Below are 18,153 nucleotides of genomic sequence, written 5' to 3'. Positions count from 1 at the left end.
AAAAAGTATGACAATAAAATTTAAAGATTCAATCAACAAAGATGTTGAGAATTTAAAGAATGAATATTTTGAGGCAGTAAGAAATGACGCTGACCCTGAAACGATTGAAAATAAATATGCGGAATACATGGCTGCTTTCTCTTCTAATTTGCAGAACGAAGTGTTAAAAGAAGCGCGTGAAGAAGTTTATAACACTTCGACAGATAAGCAAGTGCGTATGAATCGTGGAGAAAACATTCTTACTGCTGAAGAATCACGTTTCTTTACTAATTTAGTAGAAGATGACGCAAACTTAGACACTTACAAAGAAGAGGTTATTTTACCGGAATCTACAGTATTACGTGTATTTGAAGATATGCAAAAAGCACGACCTCTATTATCTAAAATTAATTTTCAAATCGCTGGAATTAAAACGCGTTTAATCGTTGGAGACCCTAAAGGTGCTGCTGTTTGGGGAGAAGTATTCGGTAAGATTCAAGGGCAAATTCAAGCGAATTTTAAAGAATTGAATTTCTCACAAAATAAATTAACTGCATTTGCCATCGTGCCTAAAGATATGTTGGAGTTTGGCCCAGAATGGATTGAGCGTTATGTTCGCTTACAATTAGCAGAAGCGATGGCACTTAAATTAGAAGAAGGTATTGTTAAAGGTAACGGTGCAGCATCAAACCAACCTTATGGACTAACAAAAGATTTAACATATGATACGGACGGTGTAACTATTACTGGCGCGACTGATAAAGCATCAGCAGGGACATTGACATTCGCGGATGCTCAAACTACCGCTAATGAATTAGCGCAAGCGCTTACGACGCTTTCAACTAAAGAGAATGGAGCGCAAGTAGACGTAAGTACAGGTGTAACACTTCTGGTTAACCCAGCAGATCAATTCTATGTAAAAGCACAAAACACTATGCAAACAGTAAATGGCGCTTGGGTAACGTCGTTGCCATTTAACGTAGATGTTGTAGCATCAGAATTTGTAGATCCTGATAAAGCTATTTTTGTTGTGGGAAGTCGTTATTATGCAGTCCAAACCGGCTCAGTAACAATCAAGTCATATGACCAAACGCTTGCGTTACAAGATGCTGATGTGTTTATCGCAAAACAGTTTGCACACGGTATGCCAGACGATAATAAAGTAGCTTTGGTTTACGACTTGGATATCGCATCAAAACCATCTGCTGACTCAGTATCACCTGATGTAGGCGCATAATTGAAAGGGGTGATTAAATGATCACTCAAAATCATGTTGAAGAAATGAAAAGACGATTAAAAATTTTTCATACTTTTGAAGATGCACACTTAAAATCCTTGTTAGAGCAATCCTACGAGGATATTAAGCATCGTTGTCAGGAATTTGATATGGACAAAGATATACGTGGTGCTGAATTGGTTTATGAGCGTACAAGGTATGCATATAATGATAGCCTAGAGTTTTTTCATGATAATTTTTTAGGACAAATAACCTCTTTTGCATTAGAAAATATGAAGGAAGTTGATTATGAACAAGAATTATAAACCACCTAAAATAAGTAGCGGTGACTTACGAGTACCCGTTACTTTTTTTCGTATGGTAGAAAATGACGGCCCATTTCCAGGAAGTAAAAAGAAAAAAGAAGCGTTTACGACGCTTTGTGAAGTTTACGAAAGTTCTACAAAAGATTTAGAAAAAACAAACGGTATAACTGGTGTTCATAAAATTACGATTAATTTTAGAAATCCACATACTGATTATCAAATCAATCACTCAGATACGTTCGAACTTATTTATGGATTGTATGAAAATTCTACATTTAAAATAATCGACTTTGCGCCTAATTCAAGTAATAAAGAAATGATTAAAGTAGTAGGTGTAGCAAATGGCGATTAAATTAAAAGGTATGAAGGAACTGGAACGCGAACTTGAAAACAGATATGGTAAAGCAAAAATGAAACGCATCGTGGATGAAGCTTTAGTTGCTGGTGGTCATGTAATTGTTCAAAAAATCAAAAGCAACTTTGAAACCTTTAAAGACACAGGCGCTAGTAAAGCTGAAGTAAAATTATCTAAACCCTTCACTTTAAATGGTGTTCGGACTATTAAAATACATTGGAAAGGTCCTAAGGATCGCTACAGAATTATTCATTTAAATGAATTTGGTACGATCAAAAACCCTAACCCCCGAGGGAAAGGTGCGGTAGAACGTGCTTTAAGAAGTGGGCAAGAGACTTATTTCCAAATTGTTAAACAAAGGTTGAAAAGGGGCTGATGCGATTGAGAGATATTTTAATGGAAATTTACAATGTTCTTATTGAGGATGCGTTAGTACAAAAATATGTCGGCAATCGTATTAAGTTTTATGAGTACCCCGAACCGTCAGACATGACCAAACCTTATATTGTAATGAGTGAGATTGATGATACATTACCTGTCGAATATGCTGATAATGATAACCTTGCATTAAGTTATCTAGTACAAATTGATGTATTTGTGCCTGAATCTGAGGAGTATCAAGCGTATTTTGTAAGGAATAAAGTCAGTTATCACATTTCACGATTAATGAAAGAACAATTGAAAATGGAAAACACATCAAATGCAAAACCGGAATACGACGAAGAATCAAAAATGTATAGGTCCGCTCGAAGATACGAGGGGACCTTTTATCGTTCTGAATTAAATTTATAGGAGGAATTACGAATGGCAAAAAAATATAATTCATTTACAGGTATTACAGGATTTTACTATATGCCTTTAAATTCAGAGAAAGTTTCAGGTGTAACAGATCCTGAGCGTATTAAATATTTACAAGAAATTCAGGTATCAAAAGAACAATCTATTGAAAAAGCATATGGGGATAATAGTGTTGCTGAATTAGCAGTTTCAAATGGAACTGTTGAATTAGAATCTACATTCCACCACTTACCGATAGAAGATAGAGAAGTGTTGTTCGGTTTAGATAAATCTGATGATGGTGTGATTGGTGTAGGTAATAATACACCACCGTATGTTTCAGTTATCTTCGAAAAAACAACAGAAACTGGAGCGTCTGAATATGTTGGATTGCTTAAAGGTATGTTCACATTCCCTGAAGTTAGTGGACAAACTAAAGAAGATGGTGTCGAATTCTCTCAAGACCAATCTACAGCTGAATTTATGCCTGCTGAAGTTGAAGGTTTTGATAAAGAACAAACAATGCTTTTAGGTCGTGATGAAAAAGGTGTAACTGTTATGCGTGATGCTATTTGGCAAAAAGTTTTCGGTAAGCCACACCCTAATGCGGCTGTTTCTGAGGAACCTGCTTCATCTGATATCGGAGCATAATTATAAGGAGGATTTACTTAATGGCTAAATATGAAGTATTAAAAACTTTTAAAGATTTACAAGATAACGAGAAATTATACGAAAAAGGTAAGACATTTCCACGTCCTGCCAACAAAAAAATCGACGAAGAACGTATTCTTGAGCTTTCTTCAAGCGACAATCGTCAACGTAAACCATTGATTAAAAAGATTGAAGACTAATTTTGAGGGCATATAGCCCTCTTTTTATTTGTAAATAAAAATTATTATATTAAAAGGAGATTTACACATGAGTAAAAAAATTAATTTCATTAAACTAGTAGTATTAGATAAAGAAGGTAACGCTAAAGAAGGTAAAAATGGTGATTTTGAGGTTGAGACATATTTCACACCTAACTTTATTCCATTCCGTAAAATTTATGAAGCAACTGACATTATGGAAGGTACTTCTGAAGACGGCAACGAATTAACAGAAAAAGAAATGTTCAAACGTATGACTGATTTTGTAGTAGATGTATATAACAAACAATTTACAAGTGATGATTTATTAGATCGTTTACATGCACCTGATGCAATTGAAGAGATTCAATCACAAGTACAATTTATTGCTCAAGGTCAAATGGATGAACAAAGAAAAAAGCAATTAGCGAAGATGATTTAAAGAATAAAGTCATCACATGGGCTGATCATAAACAAAATTTAAAAAAAGTAGCATATGACATGATGAAAGAGGGCGGAAAAGATATCAACGATGTCTTGGACATGCCCTTTTCTTTTTTTATGGATGTTATTGAAGATGGCAGGAAGCCAAGTAAATCAGTTGATAAAAAAGACAGCATGTTAGACGCATTCACCAATTTATAAGTAAGGAGGTGGAAATATGGCAGAAAGAATTAAAGGTTTGCAGATTGACCTATCTATGCAAGATATGGGTATTGGCTCGACATTAGCTGGCATTAGGCGCAGCTTTAGACAATTGAATTCTGACTTGAAATTATCGAGTAACAACTTTAAATACTCAGAAAAGTCTATGACAAGTTATAAAAATAGAATTCGTGAGTTAGATGCTGCGACAAAGCAACAGAGGAATAATGTTAAAGAACTGCGTAATCAATATATGCAGACTGCGAAAGAGCAAGGTGCAAATAGCGCAAAAGCAGTTAGATTAAGAACTGAATATAATAAACAAGCCGATACATTAAATAGACTCGAACACGAGCTAGACCAAACTGTAGATGGTTTCAAAAGATTCCAAAAAGAAGCGCAAGAAGCAGCTAGAGTCTCTAATAGTAGTTTTGGTCGATTAGGTCAAAAGTTTACTGATATCGGACCTAAACTTACCAGTGTCGGAGAATCGATGAAAAATGTCGGTCGTTCCATGTCTATGTATGTTACAGCCCCTATTGTAGCTGGATTCGGCCTTGCGGCTAAAAAGAGTATTGATTTTGATGATTCAATGCGTAAAGTTAAAGCAACATCGGGCGCTACTGGTGGCGAGTTTCAACAATTAAGAGACAAAGCCCTTGAAATGGGAGCTAAAACTAAGTTTAGTGCATCCGAATCAGCAGAAGCTCTTAACTACATGGCCTTGGCCGGCTGGGATACCAAAGATATGCTAGGCGGTATCGATGGTGTCATGCAGTTAGCAGCTGCATCAGGTGAAGATTTAGGTGCAGTAAGTGACATCGTTACTGACTCGTTAACAGCATTTGGTATGAAAGCGAAAGATAGTGGACGATTTGCAGATGTATTAGCACAGACAAGTTCTAAAGCTAATACAGATGTACGTGGTTTAGGCGAAGCGTTTAAATATGCTGCTCCAGTTGCAGGCGCGTTGGGATATACTGTGGAAGATACATCAATAGCTATTGGCCTTATGAGTAATGCTGGGATAAAAGGTGAAAAAGCCGGTACAGCATTACGTACAATGTTCACTAACTTGGCCAAACCAACAAAAGCTATGAAAGATAAAATGGAAGAGTTAGGTATATCTATAACAGACAGTAACGGTAAAATGCTACCTATGCGAGATGTTATGGGTCAGTTACGTAATAAATTTAAAGGTTTATCTAAAGATCAACAAGCAAGCGCTGCAGCTACCATATTCGGTAAAGAAGCAATGTCGGGTGCATTAGCTGTCATCAATGCTTCAGATGAGGACTACAAAAAATTGACTAAGTCTATTGATAACTCAACAGGTGCTTCTAAACGTATGAGTGACGAAATGGAAGGTGGCATTGGCGGTTCGATTCGAAAAATGAAGTCAGCTATAGAATCATTGGCGATTAGTATAGGTGATGTTCTAGCACCACATATACGTAAAGCCGCTGATTTTCTTGCTATGTTAGCTGATAAGTTTACAAATATGCCTGGTTGGGTGAAAACAGGAGTAGTAGGATTAGGTATATTCGCTGCAGCTTTAGGACCTTTAATCTTAACCACAGGTGCGTTTACCGCAGCGCTAGGAAGTATTATGACTACAATAGGTCCTGTGATGACAGATATCACAAAAGCTGGCGGTTTAATGAATTTCCTAGGAACTAAAGCACCGTTTGCTGCTAAAGGTTTAACTTTAGTAGGTGGCGCATTTAAATTCATGCTTGGTCCAGTAGGATTAGCAATTGCAGCAATAGTAGCAATCGGTACAGCATTTGTAATTGCTTATAAAAAATCTGAAACATTTAGAAATATTGTTAATACAGTTATAGGTCCGGTCGTGAATGCATTTAAAAACCTTCGGAATACAGCTGAAGTAGTGTTCAATGCGTTGAAGAATCTATTTTCAGGGAATACTTTACCTACTGTAGACATTCTTTCAAAAATTATGCCTAAAGCCACAGCTATTAAAGTAACGGCAACTTTAATGCAAATTAGACAAGTATTTATTGATGTATTCAATGCCATTTGGCAATTTGGTCAGGATATAGGACTCAAGTTAGGTCAGTTCTGGAATCAAAATGGCGCTACTATCATGCAGGCTGTAACTAATATCTGGAATACGATTGTTACAGTATTTACTGAAGTTAAAAACTTTTTATGGCCGATACTACAAGAATTAGGCGGTATTGTAAAAACGGTGTTTATGAATGTGATTGTTCCTGCAGTCAAAATAGGTATGCAGATTATCTGGGGAGTCATGAAATTTTTATGGCCTTTAATCAAGACTTTAGTAGTTGATACTTGGAATAATATTAAAAATATTATCAACGGGGCTTTGGACATTATATTAGGTATCGTAAAAATATTCAGTGGATTATTTACAGGACAATGGAAACAAGTTTGGAACGGTATTAAACAAGTGTTCAGTGGAGCATTGACGCTTATATGGAATCTTATCCAACTTTGGCTTATCGGCAAAATACTCAAAGTTGTTAAAATATTTGGTGGATTTTTCAAAAGTATAATTAGTAAGGCGTTTAATGGTGTTAAAACTGTAATCGGAACCGTACTGAAGTTTATATGGTCTATTATTAGTACTATCTTTAAGAGAATACTTTCAATAACGCGTTCTATTTTTGGTGCTGTATTGAAATTTATACGTTTTATTTTTAATAGTATTAAAAATTTCATTTCAAAAACTGTGAAAGCAATATATAACAATGTGAAGAAATGGTTTACATCAGTATGGAATGTTACGAAAGTCATATTTGGAAAATTAAAAAATTGGGTCATTAAATTATGGTCATCTATCAAAAATAAAGTTGTTGGATTTGCTAAAGGTCTATACAACGGCGTTAAAAATCGCTGGAATGCACTATGGAGTGTAACGAAATCTATATTTAATAGACTTAAAAATTGGGTTGTAAAACTTTGGAGTTCTTTAAAAAATAAAGTAATAGGTTTAGCAAAAAGTTTGTGGAACGGTGTAAAAAATCGTTGGAACGCATTGTGGAACGGGACTAGATCTATCTTCAATAAGGTTAAAAACTTCATGAGTAGTGTTTGGCGTAACATCAAGAATACAACAGTAAGATTAGTAAAATCTCTATGGAGTAGCGTCAAAGGTACTTGGAGTAGTTTATCAAATGGAACGCGTAACATTTTCAACAAAGTTAAAGGTTTTATGTCTAATACTTGGCGCAGTATCAAGAATACGACAGTCAACATGGCTAAAAGTTTATGGAATAGTGTTCGGAGAACGTTCAATAATATGGCTGGTGGACTTAAAAACATTATTGGAAAAATCAAAGGTCATATTACTGGAATGGTTAAAGCTGTAAAAAGCGGATTGAATAAACTTATAGATGGCGTTAACTGGGTAGCTGGAAAATTAGATATGCCTAAGTTACCTAAAATAAAACTCTCTACTGGTACTGAAAGTACACATACTCAAAGCTATATTACAAAGGGTAAACTTAATCGTAATACTTTAGCGACTGTAGGGGATAAAGGTCCAGGTAACGGTCCAGGTGGTTTTAGACATGAAACAGTCATTCCACCTAACGGTAAAGCTTTCATCACACCAGCTACAGATACAACAATTCCGCTTTCTAAAGGAACTCGTATCTTAAATGGCGCACAAACTCACGCAATGTTAAGTAGTGGTATGGTTCCTAAATTCAATATAGGTACTAAGATTAAAGAGTTTGGGGCTAATATGTTTGATAGTGGTAAAAGTTTAGTTAAAAAAGGTGTAGGCAAAGCTAAAGACATTGGTGGTACTGTTGAGAAGAAGACTGCTAAAACTGTAGCTAAAGGAATTGAAATAGGGACTAACGTTGCTGATACAGCTAAAGCTGTGAGTAGTACAGTGATTAAAGGTATTGGCGATGTATTTGATTATGTTTCACATCCGGGTAAGTTAGTATCTAAAATCTTTGAGAAAGTCGGTTTTAACTTTGACTTCTTAAAAGGTGCTGAACTCCCTTATATGCTTATGCAAGGCGCATATAAAAAATTAAAAGAAGGAGTTAAATCGCTATTTAGTGGTTGGTTAAGTGATGCAGGCGGCGGTGACGGTTCATCATTCACTCATTTCCCAATAACTACTGGTTATTACCCTCGTGGTGGCGCACCTGGTTATGGGTTTAATAGTGGTGCTCACTTTGGTATCGACTATGGCGCTCCATATGGTACAACAATTAATGCTACAAATGATGGTGTAGTAAAAGGTATTCATAACTTCGGCGGAGGACTTGTAGCTAGATTATTAACAGGTCAATTCACATTGTTCTTTATGCATTTATCTAAAATATTAAAAGAAGGTAAAATTAAAGCTGGAGAACCGATGGCTAAAACAGGTAATTCTGGAAATTGGACTACAGGTCCGCACCTTCACTTCCAAGTTGAAAAAGGCCGACATGATACAATCACCAATGCAAACACAGTTGATCCAGCCAAATGGTTAGCAGGCCATGGTGGTGGTGGAGGCAGCGCGCCTAAAGCTGGTATAAAATGGGCACCACAAATCAAACAAGCATTGCGTATGAATGGCTTACCAACATCATCTGCTTATGTTAATGCATGGGCACGTCAGATTGATAGTGAAAGTAGTGGTAATCCAAGAGCAGTTCAAGGTGGTTACGTAGATGCAAATACCGGTGGCAATGAAGCTAAAGGTCTAGTTCAAGTTGCGAGAAATACATTTAATTCAATGAAGTTTCCTGGACATGGTAACGTATTTAATCCATTAGATAACTTATTAGCTGGTATCCATTGGGCTAAATACAAATACGGTAAAAATATGTTAAGTGTTATCGGACACGGACATGGTTACGCCACAGGTGGCTTAATCAAAAATGCAGGTTGGTACAACATTGCAGAAGGCGGTTATCCTGAGTGGATAATTCCTACTGATCCTAATAGAAGAACAGACGCAATGAAATTGTTAGCACTTGCTGCAAAAGACATTGAAGGCAGTAAAACATCAGGTAATAAACGACCAAGTAATTTCTCAAGCGCTAAAATAAGTTCTAGTCAATCTGACAATAGTAAATTAGAACAAAAATTAGATATGCTTATTGGATTAATGAGTAAATTAGTTCAAAGTAACGATACTATTGCCAATAAAGATTTTGAATTAAGTTTAGATGGTAAAGAGTTAAGTAAAAATAATTCAAAACAACAAGCATTAAAAGCTGCAACTCAATTAATGGGAGGATGAGTATAATTGAAAGTTGGATTTAAATTATATGACCCTAATATGAATGAATTAAAATTTCCAGTTGGTTTAAAACCACTGGATTTTTTAGTTTCATCTATTGAAAAAGAAAGATACACAGAAAATGTTAAAGGAATACCTGGACCTATCGATTACGGATTTGATTATAAAGATCGTGGAGATTGTACATTGTCATTTTGGCTCAGACATTTTCATGATGAACACGATTATCTCTTACTAGAGTCTGAAATAAATGAATTATTAGATAGTCAACCATACTTTTATATAAGTCGTAATAATTTACCTACCAGAGTTTTAAAAATTGTAATAGATTCCAGTTATAAACCTGAAAGGATATTAGGGAGTATGTATGCAACTTTAGAAGTTACTGCAACTGTTATTGGCTTACCATTTTGGCGTACAAAATATACCACTCAAGATATCGAAAAAGAAGGATATGAAGCTTTAGCCGAAGAATTTGGTATGGCTGACGGTATTAATCAAGATATGGCAAATTACAGATTTCAATCTTCTGACTTTAGTGTATGGAACGGCGGTAACGTTACCATTGATCCACGTCAAATGCATTTAGATATTAGAATATGGCACTCAACAAGTAAAGGTAACGCAACCATCGAAAATCTAACAACAAGGGATAAAGTAATCATTTATCGTGAACATACAGATAGTTTTATTAATTTAGTAGGCTCAAAAGTGATGTTAGCAGATACGAATTGGTTAAGAGAATCAAATAGACAATATATCACACTAGCACCTGGAGAAAATAAAATACGAATCTCCAATACTAACTTTAGCGACGTAACGTTTGATTTTCCTTTCTATTTTAAATAAGGAGCGTGATTAGATGGGTAGAAGAGTAATTAAGAGCCTATGGAATCGTGATAATTTATTAGATTTAAATGAAAATTTTGTAGAACTCTATAAAGATGTAAGAAATAGTTATAGCATAAGTGCTGGTTTTTTATCAGAAGCACAAAATGTTTTAGAAAATGCAAAAAAGTATAATTTAGAAAATCAAGATGTTAAAAGACAATTAGATAACATTGTTTTAGAATCAGGAGACTCTAATGCTGAAGTAGCGCAAGCAAGACGTACATTTCCAACATTAAATGCACGATTAGATAATGAATTTCAAAGATTAATGGATAACGAAGCGAATGCTAATAGAGCAGTTATTGCTACATCAAAGAGAAAGTTTCCTATGCTTACTTTTATAGATGATGATGGTAGAACAGAATTAAAACAAAAATGGGAGCCTATCTTAAAAGAAAAGAAAAATAAACTAACTGTTGCATTAGTCACGAGTTGGGTAGATAGAGAAGCGCCTACAGTTATTCATTGGGATGAAATCCATCGTTGGAAGGAAGAATACGGTGTAGAATTTGTAAGTCATACACATACTCATCAACGTGCAAATAGTTTAACACCAATTCAAGTTGAAGATGAACTAAGTCAAGCTAAAGCGATATTAAAAAGAGAAGGTCTAACACATGATATTATTGTGCAGCCTTTTGGTGAGAATACAGAAGATGTTAGACGTATTAGTAGAGACTATGCTAAAGCAAATTTTGGTATTAAAGAGTTTGTTAACCAAACACCTTTTGACACTTTTAATGCTAAAAGAATATCACTTGCAGATAGTTTTAATAATACATGGGAAGATTATAAGAAAGTATTAGATGAAGCTATTGCTACAAATGGTTGGGTAGTCTTTAAATCTCATTCACAGTACACAAGTTTTGACAGTAATCAAATTGAACTCATTAAAAAAATCATTGATTATGCAAGAACTAATGGCATAGTAAATGTGGATTTAGAAGAAGGGTTACAATACTTTGGTAATATTATTGACTTAGGAGACTATACAGCACGCGAACAAGCAGGAGTACATTACTATGTTTTAGATCGTGATGGCAAGGTTTATTCAAATACTAATTCAAAAGATTTTTGGGCATATAAATATAATTCTGTAGACTTCAATACACCTGTCACTTTCTTTGAACCTAATACAACAAGTACAACCACCATTGTAAGTTCAGCTTCATCACCATTTCCGACTACTAAGCCTGGTACTTTAATTACATTTAGGGGAGATAGCATTACTTTAAGCTATCAATTATATATCCCTTCAATAAACGATCAGATTTATAAACGCCGTTGGGATGATACAGCACAGGGTTGGACATCATTCAAAAAAATAGTGACAGATAGTGTGGAACACTTTACAAGACATTACACGTCAGCAATTAAAATTAATGCTAATAGTACGTATGATGTTGATATCTCTAATGCAGTGTTAACAAGTTTAGGATTTAAAGCAGGGGATTTAATATATGGTTCTCCAGAAATTAAATTGCCAGACGGAGTAATTTATAACGTTATGATAGTTACTGATAATACAATCACTGTAAGATATGCAAATACAACAAGTAGTCCTATTAATATTAATGCAACAAACTTTAATTTTAAAATTAGTAGAGTGAAGTAGGTGGAATAGTGGCATTTATTAAATCACCTTATGAAAATATATATGACGAAACGTTATATAATGGTAATGGTTATTATAATTCAAACGGAACATTTATAACCGATAAGACGTTTAAATATATGGGCAAGCAAAGAACTGATTTTTTAGGTAGAGGATATGTAGTTATGCGTAACTACACTCTACCTTATTTTTATGCGACTTATTGGGATAGATTTGGTAATTTCTTGTATACAGAAAAATGTACTTTAACTAATGGAGTGTATCGTTTTCCAGTTTTATCTACAGAAGCTAATGACGTTTCATTTTCCTTTCATGAAAGTCAAGAAGATATTGAGATTTTTAAATATGGTAAGTATTACTATTTAGAGGCTGTCATCCAACACAGTCAAGAAATTAATGGTGATGAAAAACTCGAATTAGATATTGAATATACTCAGAATAATGGTGAATTTTTATCTTTACAGAAAGATTTGAACATGTGGATCATCGAATTTGAGAATAAAGAATATGTCATTATCAATAATGAAAAACAAGGCTATGGCGATAAGTATAGAGTCAGTTGTACTGCTATTCTCTATGCATTATATAAACTCAATTCAGATAGAATTTATGAAAGAATCGATGAAAGTTTAACAACAACTGAAGGTTTTAATTATGTGTTTAAAGGTACGCCATTCAGTTATGTTGTTGTTGATAGTGCGCCTTCAAGTCGATTTCAAGGCTTAGGTGAAGGGGAAAGTAGATTAGAGGTACTTAAAAAATTAATAGATCGTTGGGGCTATGAATTAAAAATAGTTGGGAACGTCTTTTATTTTCACAGTCAAATCGGTAATGATTCAAACTTTGAATATCGTTATAAAATAAATGCGCAAAATATCTCGCAATCAAGTGATGCAAGTGAAATGTATACTTATTGTCGAGGTTATGGAGATTATGCTGGAGATGGTGGCGACGAGGTAGGAGATGAATCTGATGATATAGATTCAACTGAAACAACAAGTACAAATGAAATAGAAACAGAAGAAAATTCAGGAGACAACAGACCAGTTGCAGAAAAAGCAAAACTAAAACGTGAATATACATCTCCACTTGCTAAGTTCTTAGGTAAAATTCACGCGCCACCTGTCATGGATGGGCGTATTAAATTAGTTGAAACAATGGATCAACGTTTAATTCAAAGAGTTGAAGGTAGTATTGTTTTATCATTTACTGCAGATATTGTTGATATGAGTGAAAATGGTTATGACTATCAGCATTCTGAATTAGGCGATCGTGTATTTTTAGTAGATGAACGTATTAACATAAATAGAGAAATAAGAGTGATTGCAATGAGTCGTACTATTGATGCATTAGGACGATTGATTGCAATGGAAAATACTTTTGGCACAGCTAGTCTTACAGATAAATATGAAGCTAAATTTAATACAGCAGTAAATGATATTACAGAAGTGATGAAAGGTAATAAAGCAATTCCGTTTAATGCTTTAGATACTGTAGCGCAGTCTATGGTTTCAAAAATACAAAATACTTCCACAGAATTATCATTCGGTAATAACGGTATATTAGCAATAGATAAGAATAATAAAAATAATATAGTAGCTATGAATAGTAGTGGTTGGATGCTATCAACTGATGGTGGTAAGACCGCTAAAACAGCACTTACTGCAGAGGGTATAGTTGCCGACTCGATTACAACAGGCTCATTAATGACTTCTTTAGTAAATATTGTAGGTCGAGATTCGTTAATGTATATGGATGGAGATCAATTTATAGCAAAGAGCCAAATTGATAAGCGTAAAACAGTGATTAGTCCATCGGGTATAACAATAACAAGGCCTGATGGCGCTACGTGGGTTGAGAACGGTATTTTCAAATCATCAATGGAAATACAAATGGCTGCACCTCAACCACTTTCGGCAGGTGTAGAAATATATGGTAGTTATTATAAAACTTCAAACTTTGAAAAATCATATATAGAAGAATATTTCTTCCAACATAAAGCAAGGTATTTAAGAATACTTGGAAGAGGTAAAATGGTGCATTCTACTGATAACAAGTACAACGGAATCGTATTTGTTGAAAGTGTAGAAAACGGTGAAGCAAAAGTTGTAGGTAGTCAAAAGGTTTTAAAAAGTGAAGAGTTCGAAGATGGTAATGCTGGAGAATTAGTAGATATTACTATAGATTTAGGCACACCAACATATGGATATAAACACTTTTATATTGCTTTTAGATCAACGAGTGCTAAATCTGAAATATATTTTAGACGTTCATTAGTAGAATTAAAAGATTAAGAGGTGCAAGATATGTGGGTACTATTTTTAAAATTAATTAATGGCGAGTATGAAATTGTTCAAGCTGGTTATAATCTTGTTCCTACACAGGAATATGATAAAACACTACCAACAACCGAAAAGATTGTAAGTCAATTTGAAAAAGTTTATTTTGATGGTGAAAAATTAAGACTTAAAGAAGGAGAAACCTTATTAAGTATAGAAGAATTAAATGCTCAAAATAATCAAACTTTAGAAGATGATATACCAACCGAGCCTATTATATACGATATTGAGTAAGCCATAGCCAGTCGAGGTTATGGCTTTTAAATTTGTGTAAGGAGTTGAGAATATGAAAGAAAATTCATTTAATTATAAAGTGTTAGCTATCTTTATTTTCGGTTTTGGCTTATTAATGTTCGAAAGGGGTTTCTTTTGGACTAAAGAACAAAACACAGTTTTAAATGATAGTGAATTTTACCTAGCGCTCCATCAAGTCATGCCTATTTGGTTATGGGGCATTTTAGGAATGCTTTTCAGTTTGTTTATCATTCTTGCACCTGTTTTCTTACCTAAACAACAGATAAGTAATAAGTTTAATTTTTTACTTATCTTTGGTGGAAGTGGAAATGCAATTTATTATTTCTTATTAACTTCTGCAAGTGTTTTTAATGCGATTAACTGGCTAACTCCAGTGCAATTTGCCACTTTAGCAATGATTAACGGATTAATTGCTTTTAACGGAGGTGCAGACGTTGCAAGAAAAAGATGAACGTTTTGTATCTAGAAAAGAATGGATGGATAATACAAGTGAAATTCATCGAAAAATAGATGAGAATGATAAACGACATACTAGCGAATTGAAAGATTTAAATAATAAAGTAGATAAGCAAATTATTTATCAAAAGCAAGCATTTGAAAGTCAAGCACGTTCAGAAAAGCATTTAGAAAAACTATCTGACACAATGAGCAACTTTGGTAAAGAATTTACAGATATGAAGTATCAAGTTAAAGATCACACTAAACAACTTGAAACGTTTAGTGAAGTAATCAAAGAAAAACAAGGTTATAACGTAAAGATTATAGTTGCAATTATCAGTGGTATTGCTTCGGTACTTGTCGGAGCATTAGGTTTTGCAGCTGCATTCTTTTAAGTCGGCACTTATGTGTCGGCTTTTTTTAATACAAAAATAGGAGTGAATTAGATGGAAAAAGATAAGATTAAACAATATATTTCTCAATTCGGTGGGATGCTTGCACTTTTATATCTAGCATTACAAGCAAGTGGAATTGAAGTAGATTTTTTAAACCCTGACCATGTGCAACCATGGATAAACTTCTTAATGGTTTTTATTCCAGCATTAATTGGTCTGTATGGTGTGTATAAAAACTCATACATTTTACGTAAAAAATCACGCGAACAAGAAAAAGTTTTAAAAGATAATAACTTAAAATAGGAGTGATTAAATGTTAACTGCAATTGATTATTTAACGAAAAAAGGTTGGAAAATTAGTTCTGATCCACGTGGATACGACAACTATCCTAATGATTATGGATTTAGAAACTATATTGAAAATGGTATTAACTATGACGAGTTCTGTGGTGGATATCATAGAGCATTTGATTTATATAATAATGCAACTAACGATATTCCAGCAGTTACAAGTGGTACAGTTATTACGTCTGAAACACATGGTAATTTTGGCGGAACAATCGAGATTAGAGATGCTAACGGAAATGATTGGATTTATGGACACTTACAAAGACAATCACTTAAATATAGTGAAGGTGACAAAGTTAATCAAGGCGATATTATCGGCTTACAAGGTTCAAGTAACTACTACGACAATCCAATGAACGCACATTTACATCTTCAGTTACGTCCTAAAGGTACTAACTTGAAAGAGGAAAAGGCAGAAGTATGTAGTGGTATTCCTATTGAAAAATACGATATTTCAAAACTAAATCAAAAATTAGAAAAAGGGAGTAATGTTAAAATGAAAAATATTTATTCATCACATATCAATGGTTCTAAAATCACTAATCGTAAAGCAAGTATTGCAGGAGTGGTGTAAGAAAATAATTCTCAAATATATGGTATAATACACCTATAATGATTATGGCAGGTGTATTATAGTATGGAAGAAATTTGGAAAGATATACCCGGTTACGAAAATTTTTATCAAGCGTCTAATTTAGGTAAAATACGTTCAAAAGACAGATATATTTATTTACCACAAAATAAGAGTGAAATACTAAAAAAAGGACGTATCTTAAAAACCAATAAAGTAGCATTCGATTATTTACAAGTAACATTATATAAAGATAAAAAGCGACGTTCTTTATATGTATCTAATCTAGTAATGTTAACTTTTGTTGGTCCAAAACCTAAAGGTTATGAGGTTAACCATAAAAACGAGAACAAAAATGATAATAGTCTAGAAAATTTAGAGTACATTACATCAAAAGAAAATAATAATTATGGAACAAGAAAATCTCGAATGATTTCAAAAAATACTAATGGTAAAAAATCAAAACCAGTAAAAGCAACTTCTTTAAAAACTGGTGAAGTTTTTTATTTTCCTTCTCAAGCCGAAGCTGAAAGAAAGGGTTATGGAAATCAAAGACACATTTCGTCTGTTTGCTTAGGAAAAAGAAAACAATGTAACGGGTATAAATGGGAATTTATTTAGCACTGCATATATCGTGAGGTATATGTACTTAAAACATAAATTGCTTTGAAAAACCTAAGAGCCTTCACACTACAATACAACCGAAAGGATTGTATGAGAGTTTAACAAGTTGAAGGATTGGTTAGTTTAGCAGCACTACCCCTAAGTCAATAGATATGGGGAATGTTCAACGACTACGGGATTGCCTCCCGGTAGGACTCAAGCGAGTTCGAAAGAAGAACTATCTCACGTAGATAGAAAGAAATAGTCTGCTCACGTCTTGTAATGAGAGTGCATGTGAATCGACACAGATTTATAGAGTAGCGTCTATAAGTAAACAAAAGGATACACAACGACTACGGAAGTATGACACCAAGTCAATATTTACCATGGTTATATGCAAGAGAACAAAATGGTACACACGTAAATGGTTTTGCTAGTGTATATGTTAATCGTAATGAGCGTTTATGGTATCATCCAACTAACTTTGTTGAATGGCACTGCGCTAACTTTTGGGCAAATAATAACTTAATTGGATTTGAAGTGTGTGAAAGTTATCCAGGACGCATTTCTGATAAATTATTCTTAGAAAATGAAGAAGCGACATTAAAAACTGCTGCTGAAGTAATGGTATCTTACAACCTACCTATTAATAGAGATACAGTACACTTGCACAATGAGTATTCTGAAACATCTTGTCCACATAGATCATGGGAAATTCACATCGGTAAAGGACAACCTTACACAAGAAGAAATCAATTGAAATTAATCGATTATTTCATTAGTCGTATTAAATACTATGCTAATGGTGGTAAATTAAATACTTCTAATGCCGAAGAAGTTACTGAAAAGCATATCGAACAAGAAGTGAAAAAAGAAATCGCTAAACAAGAAGTATTGCCTACTGGTTGGAAGAAAAATAAATATGGTACTTACTACAAAGCACAAAGAGGTTCATTCATTAATGGTAACCAACCTATTCAAGCACGTTACGTTGGTCCATTCAGATTGAGAAATAATGCAGCAGGAGATTTACCAGCCAACACTAAAATTGAGTATGATGAATTGATGTTACAAGACAAGCATGTATGGATCGGTTATGACAGTTTTGAAGGCGAAAGAATTTACTTGCCTGTAGGAACATGGAACGGTAAAAAACCACCTAAAAACAAAATGAAACAAGTATGGGGAACTTTAAAATAATATGCTATAATAAAAAAACGCGATTTTCATTTTATTCACAGGGGCAAGTTTAGTGCTTGTCCCTCTTTTTTTATGTTATAACCAGTTCACATGCAGTCATAAACATTTCCTTT

At 34.0% G+C, this 18,153-nt stretch carries 20 protein-coding genes; all 20 read left to right on the top strand.

The genetic code is table 11. The annotated features are described in order from the left end of the window. Positions 1–7 precede the first annotated feature (7 nt). The 20 genes from MHI13_RS08380 to MHI13_RS08290 all read left to right on the top strand — a co-directional run bounded on the left by MHI13_RS08380 (position 8) and on the right by MHI13_RS08290 (position 18,040). Positions 8–1,216 carry a phage major capsid protein gene (locus MHI13_RS08380; RefSeq protein WP_285327709.1) on the top strand — a complete coding sequence of 403 codons (1,209 nt, stop codon included), beginning with the start codon at positions 8–10 and terminating at the stop codon, positions 1,214–1,216. 17 nt (positions 1,217–1,233) lie between these two features. Continuing rightward, positions 1,234–1,521, top strand: a complete 288-nt coding sequence (locus MHI13_RS08375) for a phage gp6-like head-tail connector protein (RefSeq protein WP_285327708.1) — start codon at positions 1,234–1,236, stop codon at positions 1,519–1,521. Next, on the top strand, positions 1,505–1,873 hold the full coding sequence (locus tag MHI13_RS08370; protein ID WP_145435301.1) for a hypothetical protein: 369 nt from the start codon (positions 1,505–1,507) through the stop codon (positions 1,871–1,873). The genes MHI13_RS08375 and MHI13_RS08370 overlap by 17 nt, the downstream gene beginning before the upstream one ends. Beyond that, positions 1,863–2,252 carry an HK97 gp10 family phage protein gene (locus MHI13_RS08365; protein ID WP_070671866.1) on the top strand — a complete coding sequence of 130 codons (390 nt, stop codon included), beginning with the start codon at positions 1,863–1,865 and terminating at the stop codon, positions 2,250–2,252. The genes MHI13_RS08370 and MHI13_RS08365 overlap by 11 nt, the downstream gene beginning before the upstream one ends. Further along, the gene (locus tag MHI13_RS08360; protein WP_340761049.1) at positions 2,252–2,668 is read left to right on the top strand and encodes a hypothetical protein; all 417 of its coding nucleotides are present in this window, start codon (positions 2,252–2,254) and stop codon (positions 2,666–2,668) included. The genes MHI13_RS08365 and MHI13_RS08360 overlap by 1 nt, the downstream gene beginning before the upstream one ends. A 12-nt stretch (positions 2,669–2,680) precedes the next feature. Beyond that, positions 2,681–3,304: a major tail protein gene (locus tag MHI13_RS08355; protein WP_145435305.1), complete on the top strand. Its 624-nt coding sequence runs from the start codon at positions 2,681–2,683 to the stop codon at positions 3,302–3,304. A 20-nt stretch (positions 3,305–3,324) separates the two neighbouring features. Continuing rightward, positions 3,325–3,504, top strand: coding sequence for a hypothetical protein (locus MHI13_RS08350; RefSeq protein ID WP_070671871.1), 180 nt, complete (start codon positions 3,325–3,327; stop codon positions 3,502–3,504). 67 nt (positions 3,505–3,571) lie between these two features. Then, entirely contained in the window at positions 3,572–3,943 is a 372-nt protein-coding gene (gpG, locus tag MHI13_RS08345; RefSeq protein WP_077700336.1) for a phage tail assembly chaperone G, read from the top strand. 59 nt (positions 3,944–4,002) lie between these two features. Then, entirely contained in the window at positions 4,003–4,146 is a 144-nt protein-coding gene (gpGT, locus tag MHI13_RS23470; RefSeq protein WP_186301991.1) for a phage tail assembly chaperone GT, read from the top strand. Between the two features lie 16 nt (positions 4,147–4,162). Continuing rightward, positions 4,163–9,385 (top strand): phage tail tape measure protein, encoded by a 5,223-nt coding sequence (locus tag MHI13_RS08340; protein WP_340761048.1) that lies wholly within the window; start codon positions 4,163–4,165, stop codon positions 9,383–9,385. 6 nt (positions 9,386–9,391) lie between these two features. Continuing rightward, positions 9,392–10,234 (top strand): phage tail family protein, encoded by an 843-nt coding sequence (locus tag MHI13_RS08335; RefSeq protein ID WP_340761047.1) that lies wholly within the window; start codon positions 9,392–9,394, stop codon positions 10,232–10,234. A gap of 13 nt (positions 10,235–10,247) precedes the next feature. Next, a complete protein-coding gene (locus MHI13_RS08330; RefSeq protein WP_340761046.1) occupies positions 10,248–11,891 on the top strand; it encodes a polysaccharide deacetylase family protein in 1,644 nt (547 codons plus the stop codon). 8 nt (positions 11,892–11,899) lie between these two features. Beyond that, positions 11,900–14,185 (top strand): phage tail protein, encoded by a 2,286-nt coding sequence (locus tag MHI13_RS08325; protein ID WP_340761045.1) that lies wholly within the window; start codon positions 11,900–11,902, stop codon positions 14,183–14,185. Positions 14,186–14,197: 12 nt separating this feature from the next. Continuing rightward, positions 14,198–14,464 (top strand): hypothetical protein, encoded by a 267-nt coding sequence (locus tag MHI13_RS08320; RefSeq protein WP_070548292.1) that lies wholly within the window; start codon positions 14,198–14,200, stop codon positions 14,462–14,464. Positions 14,465–14,516: 52 nt separating this feature from the next. Continuing rightward, complete coding sequence (locus tag MHI13_RS08315; RefSeq protein WP_340761044.1) at positions 14,517–14,936, top strand: hypothetical protein; 420 nt, start codon at positions 14,517–14,519, stop codon at positions 14,934–14,936. Then, positions 14,920–15,318, top strand: coding sequence for a hypothetical protein (locus tag MHI13_RS08310; RefSeq protein WP_340761043.1), 399 nt, complete (start codon positions 14,920–14,922; stop codon positions 15,316–15,318). The genes MHI13_RS08315 and MHI13_RS08310 overlap by 17 nt, the downstream gene beginning before the upstream one ends. Positions 15,319–15,369: 51 nt before the next feature. Further along, on the top strand, positions 15,370–15,621 hold the full coding sequence (locus MHI13_RS08305) for a phage holin (RefSeq protein ID WP_070654012.1): 252 nt from the start codon (positions 15,370–15,372) through the stop codon (positions 15,619–15,621). A gap of 10 nt (positions 15,622–15,631) precedes the next feature. Then, positions 15,632–16,240: a M23 family metallopeptidase gene (locus MHI13_RS08300; RefSeq protein WP_340761042.1), complete on the top strand. Its 609-nt coding sequence runs from the start codon at positions 15,632–15,634 to the stop codon at positions 16,238–16,240. Positions 16,241–16,303: 63 nt separating this feature from the next. After that, a complete protein-coding gene (locus MHI13_RS08295; protein ID WP_049379105.1) occupies positions 16,304–16,858 on the top strand; it encodes an NUMOD4 motif-containing HNH endonuclease in 555 nt (184 codons plus the stop codon). Positions 16,859–17,203: 345 nt separating this feature from the next. Then, a complete protein-coding gene (locus MHI13_RS08290) occupies positions 17,204–18,040 on the top strand; it encodes an SH3 domain-containing protein (RefSeq protein WP_340761041.1) in 837 nt (278 codons plus the stop codon). Positions 18,041–18,153 lie beyond the last annotated feature (113 nt).

The organism is Staphylococcus sp. FSL K6-0223 (genome assembly GCF_038008285.1).
Note: the sequence above shows the minus strand (reverse complement) of the source record. Positions and strands in the feature narration are given on the sequence as shown.